18 protein-coding genes and 1 pseudogene are annotated in these 16,013 nt (G+C 70.7%); 8 read left to right on the top strand and 11 right to left on the bottom strand.

Annotated features, from left to right (window positions below; translation table 11 throughout):
• Window positions 1-181 precede the first annotated feature (181 nt).
• Together AB0H86_RS05040 and AB0H86_RS05045 are read left to right on the top strand one after the other, a co-directional pair.
• Window positions 182-1,267 (top strand): substrate-binding domain-containing protein, encoded by a 1,086-nt coding sequence (locus AB0H86_RS05040; RefSeq protein WP_362433057.1) that lies wholly within the window; start codon window positions 182-184, stop codon window positions 1,265-1,267.
• A 123-nt stretch (window positions 1,268-1,390) separates the two neighbouring features.
• On the top strand, window positions 1,391-2,002 hold the full coding sequence (locus tag AB0H86_RS05045) for a phosphoribosylanthranilate isomerase (protein ID WP_362433060.1): 612 nt from the start codon (window positions 1,391-1,393) through the stop codon (window positions 2,000-2,002).
• 47 nt (window positions 2,003-2,049) lie between these two features.
• On the opposite strand, the gene AB0H86_RS05050 is transcribed toward AB0H86_RS05045, so the two are convergent.
• Window positions 2,050-2,394 (bottom strand): MerR family transcriptional regulator, encoded by a 345-nt coding sequence (locus tag AB0H86_RS05050; RefSeq protein WP_362433062.1) that lies wholly within the window; start codon window positions 2,392-2,394, stop codon window positions 2,050-2,052.
• Between the two features lie 206 nt (window positions 2,395-2,600).
• Here AB0H86_RS05050 and AB0H86_RS05055 point away from each other — a divergent pair, with 206 nt between their 5' ends.
• Window positions 2,601-2,975 (top strand): hypothetical protein, encoded by a 375-nt coding sequence (locus AB0H86_RS05055; RefSeq protein WP_362433064.1) that lies wholly within the window; start codon window positions 2,601-2,603, stop codon window positions 2,973-2,975.
• Window positions 2,976-3,078: 103 nt separating this feature from the next.
• Here the strand turns inward: AB0H86_RS05055 and AB0H86_RS05060 are convergent, their stop codons facing one another.
• From AB0H86_RS05060 to AB0H86_RS05085, 6 genes are all read right to left on the bottom strand, one after another.
• Complete coding sequence (locus AB0H86_RS05060) at window positions 3,079-3,414, bottom strand: SCO5918 family protein (RefSeq protein ID WP_362433067.1); 336 nt, start codon at window positions 3,412-3,414, stop codon at window positions 3,079-3,081.
• A gap of 248 nt (window positions 3,415-3,662) precedes the next feature.
• On the bottom strand, window positions 3,663-5,309 hold the full coding sequence (locus tag AB0H86_RS05065) for a DEAD/DEAH box helicase (RefSeq protein ID WP_362433069.1): 1,647 nt from the start codon (window positions 5,307-5,309) through the stop codon (window positions 3,663-3,665).
• A gap of 253 nt (window positions 5,310-5,562) precedes the next feature.
• Window positions 5,563-5,766, bottom strand: a complete 204-nt coding sequence (locus AB0H86_RS05070) for a cold-shock protein (protein ID WP_362433071.1) — start codon at window positions 5,764-5,766, stop codon at window positions 5,563-5,565.
• A gap of 345 nt (window positions 5,767-6,111) precedes the next feature.
• Window positions 6,112-6,285, bottom strand: coding sequence for a hypothetical protein (locus AB0H86_RS05075; RefSeq protein WP_362433073.1), 174 nt, complete (start codon window positions 6,283-6,285; stop codon window positions 6,112-6,114).
• 77 nt (window positions 6,286-6,362) lie between these two features.
• Entirely contained in the window at window positions 6,363-6,719 is a 357-nt protein-coding gene (locus AB0H86_RS05080; protein WP_362433076.1) for a PRC-barrel domain-containing protein, read from the bottom strand.
• Window positions 6,720-6,864: 145 nt separating this feature from the next.
• On the bottom strand, window positions 6,865-7,440 hold the full coding sequence (locus tag AB0H86_RS05085) for a hypothetical protein (RefSeq protein WP_362433078.1): 576 nt from the start codon (window positions 7,438-7,440) through the stop codon (window positions 6,865-6,867).
• A 561-nt stretch (window positions 7,441-8,001) separates the two neighbouring features.
• Between AB0H86_RS05085 and AB0H86_RS05090 the strand changes: the two genes are divergently transcribed.
• The 3 genes from AB0H86_RS05090 to AB0H86_RS05100 all read left to right on the top strand — a co-directional run bounded on the left by AB0H86_RS05090 (window position 8,002) and on the right by AB0H86_RS05100 (window position 12,240).
• Window positions 8,002-10,218 (top strand): MMPL family transporter, encoded by a 2,217-nt coding sequence (locus tag AB0H86_RS05090; protein ID WP_362433080.1) that lies wholly within the window; start codon window positions 8,002-8,004, stop codon window positions 10,216-10,218.
• Between the two features lie 115 nt (window positions 10,219-10,333).
• Entirely contained in the window at window positions 10,334-11,563 is a 1,230-nt protein-coding gene (locus tag AB0H86_RS05095; RefSeq protein WP_362433082.1) for a sensor histidine kinase, read from the top strand.
• Window positions 11,560-12,240 (top strand): response regulator transcription factor, encoded by a 681-nt coding sequence (locus tag AB0H86_RS05100; protein WP_362433084.1) that lies wholly within the window; start codon window positions 11,560-11,562, stop codon window positions 12,238-12,240. The genes AB0H86_RS05095 and AB0H86_RS05100 overlap by 4 nt, the downstream gene beginning before the upstream one ends.
• Before the next feature lie 15 nt (window positions 12,241-12,255).
• On the opposite strand, the gene AB0H86_RS05105 is transcribed toward AB0H86_RS05100, so the two are convergent.
• The 4 genes and pseudogenes from AB0H86_RS05105 to AB0H86_RS05120 form a co-directional block, all read right to left on the bottom strand.
• On the bottom strand, window positions 12,256-12,759 hold the full coding sequence (locus tag AB0H86_RS05105) for a DUF5990 family protein (RefSeq protein WP_362433086.1): 504 nt from the start codon (window positions 12,757-12,759) through the stop codon (window positions 12,256-12,258).
• A gap of 14 nt (window positions 12,760-12,773) precedes the next feature.
• A pseudogene (locus tag AB0H86_RS05110) lies at window positions 12,774-12,863 on the bottom strand (polysaccharide deacetylase family protein); the annotation flags it as partial.
• Between the two features lie 19 nt (window positions 12,864-12,882).
• Window positions 12,883-13,542: a response regulator transcription factor gene (locus tag AB0H86_RS05115; protein WP_356775978.1), complete on the bottom strand. Its 660-nt coding sequence runs from the start codon at window positions 13,540-13,542 to the stop codon at window positions 12,883-12,885.
• 10 nt (window positions 13,543-13,552) lie between these two features.
• Window positions 13,553-14,866, bottom strand: a complete 1,314-nt coding sequence (locus AB0H86_RS05120; protein WP_362433089.1) for a sensor domain-containing protein — start codon at window positions 14,864-14,866, stop codon at window positions 13,553-13,555.
• Window positions 14,867-15,090: 224 nt separating this feature from the next.
• Between AB0H86_RS05120 and AB0H86_RS05125 the strand changes: the two genes are divergently transcribed.
• Both AB0H86_RS05125 and AB0H86_RS05130 read left to right on the top strand, forming a co-directional pair.
• Window positions 15,091-15,297, top strand: coding sequence for a hypothetical protein (locus AB0H86_RS05125; protein WP_362433092.1), 207 nt, complete (start codon window positions 15,091-15,093; stop codon window positions 15,295-15,297).
• On the top strand, window positions 15,294-16,010 hold the full coding sequence (locus AB0H86_RS05130; RefSeq protein WP_362433094.1) for an ABC transporter ATP-binding protein: 717 nt from the start codon (window positions 15,294-15,296) through the stop codon (window positions 16,008-16,010). The genes AB0H86_RS05125 and AB0H86_RS05130 overlap by 4 nt, the downstream gene beginning before the upstream one ends.
• Window positions 16,011-16,013 lie beyond the last annotated feature (3 nt).

Genomic DNA, 16,013 nt, shown 5'->3' on the forward strand with positions numbered 1-16,013 from the left:
TGGTTGTGAAACTCGTCAGTAGTTGCTGTTGCGATCTCGTTAACCGGAACACTTGACGGTATGTACCACAACCGCGTTGGCTTTCAGCCACCCTGGTCGCCAGGTTGTTCGCCCTCGGAAGGCACCTGCTGTGAACGATTCCCCCACCCGTAGTCCCGCGGTCCGTCGGATCGCCGTCGCCATGACCGCCTCCACATCGGCACTTGTACTCGCCGCATGCGGTGTGATCGACGGCATCGGCGGGAGCAGCAGCTCCGCGGTCCCGAAGAAGGGCAACGACATCACTGTGGGACTCCTCCTGCCCGACAAGGAGACGGCACGCTTCGAGAAGTTCGACTACCCCCTCATCAAGAAGCGGGTCGCCGCCCTGACCAACAACAAGGGCAAGGTCCTCTACGCCAACGCCGGGGCGAGCCAGTCCAAGCAGAGCGGGCAGATGGCCACGATGGTCGCCGACAAGGCGGACGTGATCCTGGTGGACGCGGTGGACTCGAAGGCCATCGCGCCGGCCGTCCAGAAGGCCAAGGACGCCGGCATCCCCGTCATCGCGTACGACAGGCTCGCGCAGGGCCCGATCGACGCGTACGTCTCGCACGACAACGAGCTCGTCGGTGAGGTACAGGGCCGCGCGATCGTCGGTGCCCTCGGTGACAAGGCGGCGACCAGCAAGGTCGTTATGATGAACGGCTCGGTCGCCGACCCCAACACCGCCCGCTTCAAGCAGGGCGCGCTCAGCGAGCTCGAGGGCCGCGTGGTCATAGCCAAGCAGTACGACACCAGGGAGTGGCTGCCCGAGGTCGCCGAGGCCAACATGAAGCAGGCGATCCAGTCCATCGGGCTCAGCAACATCGCCGCCGTGTACTCGGCCAACGACGGCATGGCGGGCGCCGTCATCGACGCGATGAAGGAGGCCGGCGCGACCAAGATCCCGCCGGTGACCGGTCAGGACGCGAATCTGGACGCGGTGCAGCGGATCGTCTCCGGCGAGCAGTTCATGACCGTGTACAAGTCGTTCCTGCTGGAGGCGGACAACGCCGCGGAGATGGCGGTCGCCAAGGTCCAGGGCCGCTCGATCGAGTTCGAGGCGCTGACCCCAGACTCGGTCGACAGCCCGACGCAGAAGGACATCCCGTCGCAGCTGGTGAAGGTCGTGGCGCTCACGAAGGACAACATCAAGGACACGGTGATCCAGGACGGCGTCTACACCGCCAAGCAGATCTGCACGTCGAAGTACGCGTCGGACTGCGCCGCGATCGGCCTGGAGTAGCCACCCGCCGAAGGCCCGCCGCCGCCGTCACGGTGGGCCGACCGGCCGGTCCGGGAGACGACCAGGGGGCCCAGTAGCGTTGCCTCGGTCCGAGGATGTACGCCGAACGCGATGGAGCAGCACGTGAGCGACCCCCTGTTCGTCAAGATCTGTGGCCTGAGGACCGAGCGGGACGTCGACACGGCCGTCGAGGCGGGCGCGGACGCCATCGGGTTCGTCTTCTCGGACAGCCCGCGCCGCGTCGACGCCGCCACGGCCGCACGGCTGTGCCGTCGGGTACCGGAGCACGTACTGACGGTCGGCGTCTTCCGGGCCGAGCCCCTGTCCGAGGTGCGCTCCCTGGCCACGGAGGCGGGCATTCGCGCCGTCCAGCTGCACGGGCCGGAGGACCGCGGCTACTACGACGACCTCGCGGCGGGCGGGTGGACCCTGATCCGTGCGACGGCGTTCGGCGACCCCGTGCCGCGCTGCGGGGAGCTGGGCGAGGACATGCTCCTGCTCGACGCCCCCGTCCCGGGCTCCGGCCTCGCCTGGGACTGGTCCGGCGGGCCGTCGGCCGCCCCCGGGGAGAAGTGGCTGCTGGCCGGCGGCCTCAGCCCGGACAACGTCCGGGACGCCGTCGACACCACGCGTCCGTGGGGCGTCGACGTGTCCAGCGGCGTGGAGCACACCCGGGGTGTGAAGGACCCCGCCCTGATCACGGCGTTCGTGAAGGCGGCCCGGGCGCGGTCCTGAGCGCGGTCCTGAGCGCGGTGTACGCGGGCGGCCGCCGGCCTGTCGGGTCAGCCGGCGCCGGCGGAGCCGGACGCGTCCCGCGCGGCCCGGCGGTACTCGGCGTTGATGCGCTGGGCCTCCTCCAGCTGGTCCTCGAGAATGACGATGCGGCAGGCGGCCTCGATCGGGGTGCCGTTGTCGACCAGTTCACGGGCGCGCGCGGCGATCCGGAGCTGGTAGCGCGAGTAGCGGCGGTGTCCGCCCTCCGAACGCAGCGGAGTGATCAGACGGGCCTCACCGATGGCCCGGAGGAAACCGGGGGTGGTACCGAGCATCTCGGCGGCCCGGCCCATCGTGTAAGCGGGGTAGTCGTCGTCGTCCAGACGATCGCTGAGCGGAGTTTCCGCTGGCATGTCACCTCGTTGAGCAACGCGTGGAAGGGCCCTGACGCCGTACGGCACCAGGGCCCCGAGAAAACTGAACGCAAAAACCATACCCATGCAAATCAGCAATGTCTACGTTGATCAGCATAGATTTCAGCTCGCCAGAGGCGCAGGAATGCTCGCTCTCTGATCGAGTTCGGGGTTGATGGGGCTGGTCCGGCATAGAATCGGCTCTCATGTCGAACCCCGACGAACTGCTCGTCGCCCTTTCCACCATGGTGGAGCGGGACCAGAGCAACCAGATGTCGCTGACCGTCGTCGTCGCAGGTGCCGTCATCACCGGACGACTGGCTCCCGAATCCTTGTGGAGGGAGCGAGTGTCGGAGGTCCTCAAGGACTCGGACCGTCTAGGCCCGTTCTCCGACGTCTTCACCACCGACCGGACGGAACCCCGGCCCGACCCCGGCGGGACGCCCACGCACCTGCACTTCCATCTCGCCAGGATCCTGCAGGGCACCACCGGCATCCCCGAGACGGGCGGCATGTACCGGGTCGCCATCGAGGACGTCAGCGCCTGGACCGTGGGCGACTTCAGCTACTCCGACCAGTGACCTGAGCGGGCGGAACGAGCACGAGAACGAGGGCCCTGCCGACGCGCGTCGGCAGGGCCCTCGTGGCTCTGGTGGCTGTGCGGATGCCGGCTACCCAGCCTGGCTACACGGCCTGGCTACCGGCCTCGGCGGCGGGAACGCCACCGAGCATCGCCGACGCCGCCTGGATCGGGTTGAGCGCGGGCTCGGGGGCGGGCGCGGCCGCGACGTCCTCGTGGCAGGTGAAGCCGAGCCGGGTCATGGCCCGCACGACCTCACCGCTGGTGAAGTCGCGGCGGTCCTGCCGGGTGAGGACCTGACCCACCTGCTTGACGGGGTAACGGCGGCGTCCGATGGTCACGGACTCACCGACGACGAGCTCGGGCTTGATGCCCTTCATCGATTCCAGCACTCCGTCCTTGGTGAGTTCGAACGGGTACCGAGCGATGACACAGCGCATGATGCCTCACAGGGGGCGGAAGGGTGGGTTGGGGGAGGGAGCGGGAACGGCGGGGTGCCGCGCTCAAGGCCTGTCCGGCCGATCATGCCGCAGACGCGGGGTGTGGCACGCACATCTGCCGCGTGGTAGTCGGTCGCCGACGCTCCGCGTCGACTCCCTCCTCCACCTTGCGGCTGTATGCACCACACCCCGCGCACCGGCACGTCGCAGGCACCGTGGTTTCCTGCGACGTGACCGGTCGGCAGGTCCTAGGCGGCCGAGTCGAAGGTGGACCGTCGCCGCGACTCCGTACCGCGACGCCCGGCCTCGCCGGTGGAACCGGCACGGCGTCCGCCCTCGCCCGTGGCGCCGCCGCGACGCCCGGTCTCGCCGGTCGAGCCGCCGCGGCGTCCGCCCTCGCTCGTGGTACCGCCGCGACGCCCGGCCTCGCCGCCGGCGCCGCTGCCCGGAGCGCGTCGGCGGCCCCGGGACGAGGAGCGCGTGCTGCGGCGCGGACGTTCGGTCGCCGGCGCCGGCACCGAGATGACGACCGGGACACCGGACGGGGCCTGGGCGCCCGTGATGCGGGTCAACTCCTCCTCGCCCGACCGGACCTGGGTGATCTGCGCGGTGACGCCCGCGGACTGCATCAGCCGGCTCATGTCGCGGCGCTGCTCGGGGGTCACCAGGGTGACGACGGTGCCGGACTCGCCGGCCCGGGCGGTACGGCCGCCGCGGTGCAGGTAGTCCTTGGGGTCGGTGGGCGGATCCACGTTGACGACCAGGTCGAGGTTGTCGACGTGGATACCGCGGGCGGCGACGTTGGTCGCCACCAGCACGCTCACATGTCCGTCCTTGAACTGCGACAGGGTCCGGGTGCGCTGCGGCTGGGACTTGCCCCCGTGCAGGCCCGCGGCGCGGACACCGTTGCTCAGGAGGTGCTTGGTCAGCTTGTCCACCGCGTGCTTGGTGTCCAGGAACATGATCACCCGGCCGTCGCGCGCGGCGATCTCGGTGGTCGTGCGCTGCTTGTCCGTGCCGTGCACATGGAGCACGTGGTGGTCCATCGTGGTGACCGCGCCCTTGGAGGGGTCGACGGAGTGCACCACCGGGTCGGACAGGTACCGGCGGACCAGCAGGTCCACGTTGCGGTCGAGGGTGGCCGAGAACAGCATCCGCTGGCCCCCCTCGCGCACCTGGTCGAGAAGCGCGGTGACCTGCGGCATGAAGCCCATGTCGGCCATCTGGTCGGCCTCGTCGAGGACCGTGATGGTGACGTCGTCCAGTCGGCAGTCGCCGCGGTCGATGAGGTCCTTCAGCCGCCCGGGCGTCGCCACGACGACCTCGGCCCCGCCCCGCAGGGCCCCGGCCTGCCTGCCGATCGACATTCCGCCGACCACGGTGGCCAGTCGCAGGCTCACGGCGCGGGCGTACGGAGTGAGCGCGTCGGTGACCTGCTGGGCCAGCTCGCGGGTGGGGACCAGGACCAGGGCGAGCGGCTGTCGCGGCTCGGCCCGTCGGCCGGCCGTACGGGCGAGCATCGCGAGGCCGAAGGCGAGGGTCTTGCCCGAACCGGTGCGGCCACGGCCGAGGACGTCACGTCCGGCGAGGGAGTTCGGGAGGGTCGCCGCCTGGATCGGGAACGGCACGCTCACACCCTCGTGGCCGAGCGCGGTCAACAGCCCGGCCGGCATGTCGAGTTCGGCGAATGCCTCGACGGCGGGCAGGGCGGGCGTGATCGTCTTCGGCGGGGCGAACTCACCCTGGAGGGCTGCCGGTCGGCTTCCCTGGCCCTTGGAGCGGCGCGGACCGCCGGAGCGGCTGCCGCCGCCGTAGCCGGAGCCGGAGTTCCCGGCGCTCGAAGGCGCCCCGGTGCGCTTGCGGGCGTATCGGTCGTTCGTTCGTACGCGGTTCATGCGGAACCTTCCTTGATATGGCACGTATCAAGGAATTCCCGCGGCGAATAAGCGGCAGGGAATCGCAAGAACGAGCCGAGGCTCTGACGTTTCAAACGCCCAGAGCGGTGAATGCGGCGTGGAGAATCCCCAGAATTCCTTTGGGGATTCGCGGAGATGCGCGTAGAATCTCCGAGTATTTCTGAAATGCAGCGAGCTGGGGCCCGCACCCCAAGGTGCGGGCCCCAGCTGCGATCAAGCGTCAGAGGCCAAATCAGACGGGAACGATGTTCTCGGCCGTCGGGCCCTTCTGACCCTGAGCGATGTCGAAGCTCACCTTCTGGCCTTCCAGCAGCTCGCGGAAGCCAGAGGCGGAAATGTTCGAGTAGTGCGCGAAGACGTCGGCGCCGCCGCCGTCCTGCTCGATGAAGCCGAAGCCCTTTTCAGAGTTGAACCACTTCACGGTTCCGGTAGCCATGTTTATCTCCTTCGGTACGGTGTTCGGAGTCCGCGGTGTGCGCACTCCGGTCGCCGTGATGATCAGCCCGTCGGAAAAAACCTTCTGGCCACCACAACTGCAACTGGGAACGACAGTAGCATGTGGTGATCGGCTGTGTCGGGTCGGTAATTCGGATCCGGAGGGGATCGGGTCGCGGGTCCGGGAATACTCATCGCGCGTGGCGTCGAATTCTCACTTCATGGCCACAGATATTGCTCCGCCCGGACCGCAGCGTCGCTGCGGTCCGCGTCCGGCAGTCGTGGCCGTACCCCCTCCCACCTGCCCATGAGCGGGTTTCCGGGGGCCGATGTGCCGCCGCCCGCGTCAGCGCACGGGCCGCCGTCGGACCCGCCGCGCCCCTCGTACCGTGATGAAGGCCACAGCGCCGATGAACAGCACGATTCCGATGGCCAGCAGATAACCCAGACCGTCCGCCGCCGCACCGATGATGCCCAGGGCGACGGCCACGAGGACCAGTAGCAGGAAGGCCACCAACATCCCGAACACCTCCTGGTCGAACGGTTTGGTCGAATGGCCGAATAGCCGAGCGGTCGCGAGGTCGCTCGGTCGCGAGGTCAGCGGCGGGCGAGGCGACGTTCCCCGTTGACGCCCGGCTGATACGCCATGCCGTAGTGCCGGAAGATCGATTCCTCCCGTTCGGCGGGCAGAACGTCGTCCGTCCCGATCGAAGGAGCCTTCCGTACCGCTGTCTTGGGGTGGGAGACCCGCACATAGTCGGGCCCGAGGACGGCCTCGTCGAGCGGGACGAAGGCCAGTCGCTGGCGGGTGGGCAGCCCGGTGCGGACCGTGGCCATGGCGGGTTGGTCCGTCGCCGTGTCCACATAGACCGCTTCGAGCATGCCGATCTTGCGGCCCTTGGGATCGACCACGTCGTGGTTGCGCCACTCGCGGATGTCGGCTGAACGGATCATGCCTGCTCCCTGTCTGCCGGCCCACTTTTCATCGTAGAACCACGACGCCCTTCCGGCACCGGGGGAGGCGTCTGTCGAGAGCACCGGCACCTGGGGCGCCTGGACGAAGACGCTCACGGTGCCGGTGAGTTCGGGCAGCGGAAGGTCAGGCGCCGCTCGTCCAGCTGTGGGCCACGTCGACCACCAGTCGGTCGGGCAGTTGGGTCACCCGGAACGGCAGCCGGGCGCGGACGCCGACGCCGATCTGGGTCTCGCCCTCGAAGCTGCCGGCGAACCGGGTGTCCTTGAAGGTGCTGTATCCGGTGATGTCCACACCGGGCAGCGGGAGGCCCGCCCGGGCCGGGTAGGTGGGCGTGCCGCTGTCCGGGGAGTAGCTGGGCGCGGCGACCCGGACTTCGAGTACGGCGCCGCCGCCCACCGGGATGTACTCACCGGAACCGACCTGGTGGAGCTGGTCGACGTACTGGACGTAGTAGCCGACGGTGCCGCCGCCGGGGACGTCGAACACCAGACGGTCGTAGCAGTCGTGCTGTCCGGTCCTGATGTCCTTCAGCGGCACGGCGCCGGTGTCGACCGATCCCTTGACGCCGCTGCCCCAGCCCGTCGGGCAGGCCGAGGCGCGTGCGGCGGTCGACGGCGAGGCGCCCGCTGTGGCCGCTCCGGCCGCCAGCATGCCGCCCGCGAGGGCGAGCGCCGCAACGGCTGCTCCAATTCGTCGCATGTTGTCCCCCTTGGTCTGGCTTGTTCTGTCTTGGTGTCGCTTCGTCCAGTAAAGATGTTATTGGAGGAGACGGCTTGGTATCCCGGAAGGTTGCACGCCGCCGGGAAGCGCTTTCGGCATGCGGGAGGCGCCGGGCCCGGGAAGGGCCCGGCACCGTGGGCGTGGAGGACGGCGGCTGGGTCTCGTCGGCGCAGGTCGTGCCGCGGGCCGGGACCTTCAGGCCAAGAACCCACCGGTGAGGGTGGGTTCGGGAATGTCCAGCCCAACCCGAGCTCAATCGGAGGGGAAACGGCCTGCGGACACAGTTCACGACCATGCTTCTACGGGATCTCTCCACTACCCGGCGGCAGTTACCGCGTTGGCCGTGTCGCCGATCCGGCGATACCGGCGATACCTCGGTCTGACCCGAGAGCCCGCCCCCTCGTACCAGCGGCGGACCCGGCGGCCGGTCCGTACTGCGTTCTGAGTAGCGCGGAGTGACGGCAGCCGCACGACGACAGGACGGCCCCGCACCGGACAGCCTGGACCCACATTCGGCACCAGATGTGGAGACCTCCTGCCGTGGCTACTTTCCTTTATCGAGTGGGCCGTCTGGCCTTCCGGCGGCGCTGGTACGTCGCTCTGGTCTGGGCGGCCGTCCTGGCCGCCGTCGGGCTGGGCGCCGTCAAGGCGCCGGGAGCATCCGACGAGGGGTTCTCCATGCCGGGCATCGAGTCCCAGAAGGCGTTCGACCTGATGGAACAGCGCTTCCCCGGCGCCACCGCCGACGGCGCGACCGCCCGGGTCGTCTTCGTCGCGCCGAGCGGCGAGAAGGTCACCGCCGCCGAGAACAAGCGGATCGTCGAGCGGACCGTGGCCGAACTGGGCGACGGTTCGCAGGTCGCGGGCGCCGTCGACCCCTTCCAGGCGAAGGCGGTCAGCAAGGACGGTACGACGGCGTACGCGACCGTCACCTACAAGGTCGCCGCCACCGACCTCACCGACACGAGCAAGAGCGGGCTGGAGAAGGCCCTGGAGGAGGCGCGGGACTCCGGACTGACCGTCGACGCCGGCGGGAGCGCGATGTCCGACGCCGGTGGGGCGGGCGGCGCGGCCGAGCTGATCGGTGTCGCGATAGCCGCGGTCGTGCTGCTGATCACCTTCGGTTCCCTCACCGCGGCCGGACTGCCGCTGCTGACCGCCATCATCGGTGTCGGCGTGAGCATGGCCACGATCATGGCCCTGTCCAGTGCGCTCGGCCTGTCCACGACCACCGGCACCCTGGCGATGATGCTGGGCCTCGCGGTCGGCATCGACTACGCCCTGTTCGTGGTCTCCCGCTATCGCGAGGAGCGCGCCAAGGGCCGTACCCCACAGGAGGCGACCGGCCTGGCGGTCGGCACGGCCGGATCCGCGGTCGTCTTCGCGGGGCTCACCGTCGTCATCGCGCTCGCCGGGCTCGCGGTCGTCGGCATCCCGATGCTCACCAAGATGGGCCTGGCCGCGGCCGGCGCGGTCGTCGTCGCTGTACTGATCGCGCTGACGCTGGTCCCGGCGCTCCTCGGCTTCTGGCCGAACGCGGTGCTCGCCCGCCGGGCCCGCAAGAGCGGCCGGATCGAGCTGGGCCCCCGGGACAACGGGGGCACCCGCTGGGCGCGGTTCGTGCTGCGCCGCCCGGTGCCCGTGCTGCTCCTCGGCGTGGTCGGCCTCGGGGCCCTCGCGATACCGATGACCGACCTGCAGCTGGGCATGCCCGGCGACGAGGCGAAGCCGACCTCCACCACCGAACGCCGGGCCTACGACGCGCTCGCCGAGGGCTTCGGGCCGGGCTTCAACGGTCCGCTGACCGTCGTCGTGGACGCCAAGGGCGACTCCGACCCGAAGGGCGCCGCGGACACGGTCGCGAAGGAGATCGGCGCCACCGAGGGTGTCGTGTCCGTCTCCCCGTCGCGGTTCAACGAGGCCGGTGACACGGCGGTCTTCTCGGTCGTGCCCTCGACCGCGCCGACCGACGAGAAGACCAAGGACCTGGTGACGACGATCCGGGACGAGCGTCCCGGGGTCGAGTCGAAGACCGGGGCGACCTTCGAGGTCACCGGCACCACCGCGCTGAACATCGACATCTCCGACAAGGTCCAGTCGGCGCTGGTCCCGTATCTGATCGTCGTGGTCGGTCTGGCGATCGTGCTCCTGATGGTGGTCTTCCGGTCCCTGCTCGTCCCGCTGAAGGCAGCCCTCGGCTTCCTGCTGTCGGTGCTGGCCTCCCTCGGCGTGGTCGTCCTGGTCTTCCAGCAGGGCCACGGCGCCGAACTCCTCGGCGTGGAGCAGACCGGGCCGATCATGAGCCTGATGCCGATCTTCCTGGTGGGCATCGTGTTCGGCCTGGCCATGGACTACGAGGTGTTCCTGGTCTCCCGGATGCGGGAGGCGTACGTCCACGGCGACTCGCCCGCCGAGGCCGTCACCAGCGGATTCCGGCACAGCGCCCGGGTCGTCGCGGCCGCCGCGATGATCATGATCGCGGTCTTCGCCGGGTTCATCGGCGAGAGCGACTCCATGATCAAGATGATCGGGTTCGGGCTGGCCGGCGCCGTTCTCTTCGACGCCTTCGTCGTCCGGATGGCGATCGTGCCCGCCGTGCTCGCCCTGCTCGGCCACAAGGCCTGGTGGCTGCCGGGCTGGCTGGACCGGCTGCTGCCCCGCGTCGACGTGGAGGGCGAGGCGCTCAGCCGACGACCCGAGGCGGACCCGCACCCGACGCCGTCCGAAACCGCAGACCTGGAAACCGTGCGCACCTGATCCGACCGACCACCCCCCACCAGGGGCCGCCCGTGGCGAAGGACACGGGCGGCCCCGTCGGCCGTTCCCGTCCGAAGCGTCCACGATGGGCCCAGTCCACCGACCGGAGAGCACGATGAGCACCAGCCTGGAGCGCTACACGGACCGCGTCGAGCAGTACTCGGACCGCCATCCCCACGCCCTTCACGTGGTCGTGGTCCTGGCCCTGATGGGCTGCGCGACCCTCGGCAGCGCGCTCACCCTGCCGGGCGCCGAACCGCCCGACCAGGACAAGGCCGCGGTCATCCTCATGGGCGTGTCCTGCCTCGCCCTGCTGAGGCACCGCGCCCACCCGCGCACCTCCGTTGTCGTGACCGCGGCCTGCACGGTGGTCGCGGTCTGCCTCGGGTACCTGCTCACCCCTCTGCTGCTGGGGCCCATCATGGCCGCGCTCTACTGGCTGGCCACCCTCACCGATCGGAAGACCACCCGTGACTACGGCATCGCCACCATGGTGGCGCTGATCGTCGCGGCCGCCGTCTCCGACTCGATGGACAAGGTCTCCCTGCTGCTCAGGACGATCGGCCCCTTCTTCTGGCTGCTGCTGCCCCTCGCCCTCGGCCGCATGACCCAGCTGCGGCGCGCCTATCTGCGGTCCGTGCAGGCCCGTGCCGAACACGCGGAGCGCACCCGTGAGGAGGAGGCCCGGCTGCGCGTCACCGAGGAACGCATGCGCATCGCCCGCGAACTGCACGACGTCGTCGCCCACCACCTGGCCCTGGCCAACGCCCAGGCGGGCACCGCCGCCCACATCGTGCTCGCCGATCCGCTCCAGACCAAGGAGATCCTCACGGACCTGACCGGAACCACGTCCGCCGCGCTGCGCGAGCTGAAGGCCACCCTCGGACTGCTGCGGCACAGCGACGACCAGGACTCCGTGCCCCTGGAGCCGTCCCCCGGCCTCGCCCGTCTGCCGGAGCTGGTCTCGGCGTGCGCGTCCGCGGGGCTCACCGTCGCGGTCACCACGGACGGGGAGCCGCAGCCGCTGTCCCCCGGCGTGGACCTGACGGCGTTCCGGATCGTGCAGGAGGCGCTGACCAACGTGACCAAGCACGCCGCGACGGAGAGCGCACACGTGCGGCTGGCCTACGCCGACTCCCGGCTGCAGATCACCGTCAGCAACGACGGTCCCCCCGTCGCCCCCGCGACCCCGCGAGGCACCGGCTTCGGCGTCATGGGCATGCGCGAACGTGCCCACTCCATCGGCGGCCAGCTGTGCGCGGGCCCCCGCCCCGAGGGCGGCTTCGAGGTCACCACCGCGCTGCCGCTTCAGCCCTCCGCCGTCCGAGAAAGCGACACACCATGACCGTTCGGGTACTGCTGGCCGACGACCAGGCCCTGCTGCGGGCCACGTTCCGGATCCTGATCGACTCCAACGACGACATGGAGGTGGTCGGCGAGGCGTCCGACGGCAAGGAGGCCGTCGAGCTCGCCCACGCCCACCGCCCCGACATCGTCCTCATGGACATCCGCATGCCGGGCATGGACGGCCTCGCCGCCACCTCCGCGATCTGCGCCGACCCGGAACTGGTCGACACCCGCGTCCTCATCCTCACCACCTTCGAGACCGAGGACTACGTCGCCCAGGCACTGCGCGCCGGTGCCAGCGGCTTCCTCGGCAAGGACGTCACCGCCGACACCCTGCTGGCCGGCCTGCGCACCGTGGCCTCCGGCGAGGCACTCCTGTCACCCGGCGCCACCCGCACCCTGATCACCCGCTTCCTCACCTCTCCCGCCCCCGGCACCCAGCTGGCGCCCCCGGAACGCCTGGCCGAGCTCACGGTCCGCGAACGCGAGGTCATGGCCCTGGCCGCGGAGGGCCTCTCCAACACCGAGATCGCCGACGACCTCACGCTGAGCCCGCTGACCGTACGCACCCACGTCCACCGGGCCATGACGAAACTGGGTGCCCGCGACCGTGCCCAACTGGTCGTCATCGCCTACCAGACCGGCCTGGTACGGGCGGCCCCGTCCGGCTCCTGACCTGGCCGGCCGTTCCTAGCGGGCGGTCTCGGCGGTCCAGGTGATCCGCGGGGGTTCGACCCGTGCGCAGACGGGGTTGCCGGAGGGGTCGGTCAGGCCGAGGCGTCCGACCAGCAGGCCGTCACGGGCGGCGGCGGCGAGCACGTCGGCGGGGATGACGTCCAGCATGAGCTTGGCGCGGCGGAACATGGTGAAGACGCCCGCTTCGTCGACCGTGCCCCACGAGAGGTAGACGAACCGGCGGCCCAACCGGTCCTGCACGTACGGGCCTTTGACGTCCGTGCCCGTCGGCGAGGAGTCCGCGGTGCACTCCAGGGTCCAGGTCGCGGACGCGGCGTCGCCGGGCCGTGGTTCGAGGAGCTCGGCCGGACGGTCCCGGCGTTGCACGGCGACGTGGACGTTGCCGTACACCGGGGCGTCGGCGTCGGCGTCGGTGTTGGCGTCCGCGGGGGTGAGGGCGGAGGTGGGGGCCCGGCAGGTGCGGCCGGGCAGGTCGACTGCGTCGATACGGATGCGCATCCCGCCATCATCGCCGTACCGGCGCCGTTCCAGTCCTGCGAGTCGACGCTCCAGATGATCTCGGTCAGACCGTACTCGGCCGCGACCGCCTTCACCGACGTACTCATCCGAGGCGCTCACCCCTCACCCCAAGCGACGGACATCCTCCAGATACCGCAGAACCGCGGCGACCCGGCGGTCCACCTGGTCGGCGGGGGACAGGTCGAGCTTGGCGAAGATGCTGCGGATGTGCTTGTGGACCGCGCCGTCGGTGACGACGAGCCGTTCGGCGATGGCCGTGTTGCCCAACCCCTCGGCCATCAGGGCCAGTACGTCACGCTCGCGGGGGCTGAGCCGTTCCAGCCGGGGGTCCTGGCGGGAGCGGGTGAACAGCTGCGCGACGACCTCGGGGTCGATGGCGGTGCCGCCGTCGGCCACCCGGTGCAGGGCGTCCAGGAACTCCTCCACCCGCCCGACCCGCTCCTTGAGCAGATAGCCGAGGCCGGTGACACCGCCGCCGAGCAACTCGGTGGCGAAGCTCTGCTCGACGTACGCGGACAGCACGAGGACGGCCAGGTCGGGCCGTCGGCGCCGGGCCTCGACCGCCGCGACGATCCCCTCGTCGGTGTGGGTCGGCGGCATCCGTACGTCGAGGATGGCGACGTCCGGCTTGTGTACGTCGATGGCGTCCAGCACCCCGTCCGGGGTACCGGCGGTGGCCACCACGTCGAGGCCCTCGGCCCGCAGCAGCAGGGCCAGCCCCTCACGCAGCAACGGGTCGTCCTCGGCTATCACGATCCGCAGGACACGATCGTCACGATCCACAGGGAAGGTCCACTTCAAGGGTTGTCGGGCCGCCCGGCGGGCTGGCCAGAGTGAGGCTACCGTCGAGCGCCGCGATCCGGCGGCGGATACCGGTGAGCCCGGAGCCGCCGTCCTCTCCCCCAGAGCCGAATGCCTGGGAGGTGCCCCCAGCGCCGCCCCGGCCGTCGTCCTCGACGCGCAGGCGCAGTCGGCCGCCGCGGCTGCGGGCGGTGACGGTGGCGTGGGCGGCGCCGCTGTGCTTGGCGATGTTGGTCAGGGCCTCGGCCACCACGAAGTAGGCGGTCGCCTCGACGGAGGCGGCGCACCGCGCGGGTACGTCCACGTCGACCCGGCACGGCACCGCGCAGTTCACGGCCAGGCCGGAGAGCGCGCCGGCCAGTCCGCGATCGGCGAGCACGGGGGGCAGGATGCTCCGGGAGACCGTACGCAGCTCCGCGAGGGCCTGTTCGGCGGCCGACTGGGCGCGTTCGAGGAGTTCGTCGGCGCCGGCCGGGTCGCGGGCCACCATGCGTCGGGCCGCGCCCAGCAGGACGGTGACGCTGACGATGCGGTTCTGGGTGCCGTCGTGCAACGAGCGTTCGATACGGCGCAGTTCGGTGGCGTGGGCGTCGAGCGCGGCGGCGCGGGTGGCCGTCAACTCCGCGACGCGCAGGGAGAGATCGACGTCGGGACCGGCGGCGAGGAGCTGCCTGCCGGGCCGGGCCTGCAGACGGGCCATGCCGGGCGCGAGCCCGAGAACGATGATGACCCAGCTCAGGCCCAGCAGCGCCACGGCGAGGGCGTCGGGCCAGGATCGCGCGAGCCCGATTCCCAGAGACGTGGCGGTTGTATCCCCCGGCAGGAGCTTCCAGTACAGCGGAAAGGCGCTGTCCCGCACGGCCAGGAGCGGCAGGAGGACCCCGAGCAGCCCCAGGAGGAACCCGAGGGTCGCGTGCCGGACCAGCCAGCGCAGTTCCCGTCGGGTGGTGGGGTCGACCAGGGCGGGCCGTAGCCGGGTCGGCGGGGGCTCCGGGGCGACGACCTCCGGGCCCCAGCGGGCCAGCCGTACGCGTTCCCGTCCGGCGACGGCATGCAGCGCGCGCAGCACGACGGGCGCCATGAGCAGCCCCACCCCGACCAGGCTCGTCACGGCGGCGACGGCCGTACAGAGCAGCACCAGCAGGGCGAGCAGTGCGGTGTTGAGCCCGGACGCGAGCTGTCCGATCGCGGTGCCGGCGGCGTTCAGGGTGCGTACGGAGATGTCCTTGAAGCCCGCGCCCCGGCCGGCGGCAGCGGTGTCAGCGCTGTTTTCGTGCGGTGCCATCCACCCTCCCTCGTTCGCGAACGACCCTATGTCGCTTGCCGGTCGGCGGGTGGCCCCGAGGCCGGGAAGTACAGCCTGCTGTACCTGAACCGGCCCGGCTGCGGGATCGGCCGGGAGGGGTGCCGATCCATAGCGTCGGTGACGACAGCGAGGCCCGCCGACGGACCGCACACGGGCCCCTGACGGACCGCACATCGACCGCCCACGACCACGGGAGAAGCCCCATGACGAACACAACCGCCGACTCCGACCGCCTCACCCGAGGAGACGTCGCCCGCACGCTCCTGTGGATCGTGGTCGTGGTCAGCGCGGTCGCCAACATGGCGGCTTCCTTCGGCGGTGCGGACACCTGGGTGCACCTGGCCTGCGGCGCCCTCACCGTGCTCTGCGGCGGGGCCCTCGTCGTGCGCAGCCTGCGGGGCCGTCGATGAGCGCCATCGCCCTCGTGGACGTCAGCAAGGAGTACGCGGGAGGGGTACGCGCCCTCGACAACGTGTCCCTGACCGTGGACCGCGGAACGTTTCTCGCCGTGATGGGGCCTTCGGGCTCCGGCAAGAGCACGCTGATGCACTGCGCGGCCGGGCTGGACTCCCCGACGTCGGGGAGCATCCGTATCGACGGCCGGGAGATCGGCGGACTGAACGAGACCCGCCGTACCGAACTGCGCCGGGAACGCGTCGGGTTCGTGTTCCAGGCGTACAACCTGATCCCGTCGCTCAGCGTCGAGGACAACATCACGCTGCCGCTGCGGCTGGCGGGACGCGCCCCCGACCAGGACTGGGTGCGGACGCTGGTGCGGCGGGTCGGTCTCGCCGACCGGCTGGCCCACCGGCCGGCGGAGCTCTCCGGCGGCCAGCAGCAACGGGCCGCGGTCGTCCGGGCGTTGGTGGCCAAACCGGCCGTCGTGTTCGCCGACGAGCCGACCGGCGCGCTGGATCTGCGCAGCGCCCACGAGGTCCTCGACCTGCTGCGGGATCTGGTCGACGACCTGAACCAGACGGTGGTGATGGTCACCCACGATCCGGCCGCGGCGGCCCGCGCCCACCAGGTGCTGGTGATGGCCGACGGCCGGGTGGTCGAGGCCCTCGACAAGCCGACCGCCCCCGAACTGGCCCACCGTCTAGTCGAGTTGGGAGAGGTGTGAGAG

Origin of the sequence: Streptomyces sp. NPDC050997 (assembly GCF_040660135.1) — a bacterium.
Classification (GTDB): domain Bacteria; phylum Actinomycetota; class Actinomycetes; order Streptomycetales; family Streptomycetaceae; genus Streptomyces.